The organism is Pyxidicoccus caerfyrddinensis, from assembly GCF_010894405.1.
GTDB lineage: Bacteria > Myxococcota > Myxococcia > Myxococcales > Myxococcaceae > Myxococcus > Myxococcus caerfyrddinensis.
On sequence record NZ_JAAIYA010000134.1, the window covers coordinates 1 to 536 of the forward strand.

Sequence of the window (536 nt, forward strand, 5' to 3'; positions counted from 1 at the left end):
GCCTCCGAGCAGCCCGCCGCGCTCGAAGCCGAGGCCTCGCGCATGCAGGCCAGCTTCGTCCTGGCCCAGCCGCCGCTGCTGCGCGCCGCCCTCTTCCACCTCGGCAACGGCCAGCAGCGCCTGCTCCTCGTCGCCCATCACCTCGTCATCGATGGCGTCTCCTGGCGCGTGCTGATGGAGGACCTCGAGTCCGCCTATCTCCAGGCAGCGCTCCCTCCCAAGAGCACCTCGTTCCAGTCCTGGGCTCGCCGTCTGCAGGCCCACGCCCACTCCGAGGCCCTGCTCGCAGAGGCGCCCCTCTGGTCGGACACGGCCCGCGCGCAGGTGGCTCCACTGCCCACCGACGCCTCCGGCCCCAACACGCACGCCTCCGAGCGCGCTGTCTCTGTCACCCTCGACGCCGAGGAGACGAAGCTGCTGCTCCAGGAAGTGCCCTCCGCCTGGCGCGCCCACATCAACGACGTCCTGCTCACCGCCCTGGCTCGCGCTCTCGCTGAGTGGACGGGCCAGTCCCACGTCCTCGTTCACCTGGAAGG

1 protein-coding gene is annotated in these 536 nt (G+C 71.5%); it reads left to right on the forward strand.

The features are described 5' to 3' along the window. Positions 1-536 (forward strand): condensation domain-containing protein (locus tag G4D86_RS51855; RefSeq protein WP_205520438.1); only part of this gene is annotated, 536 nt, incomplete at both ends.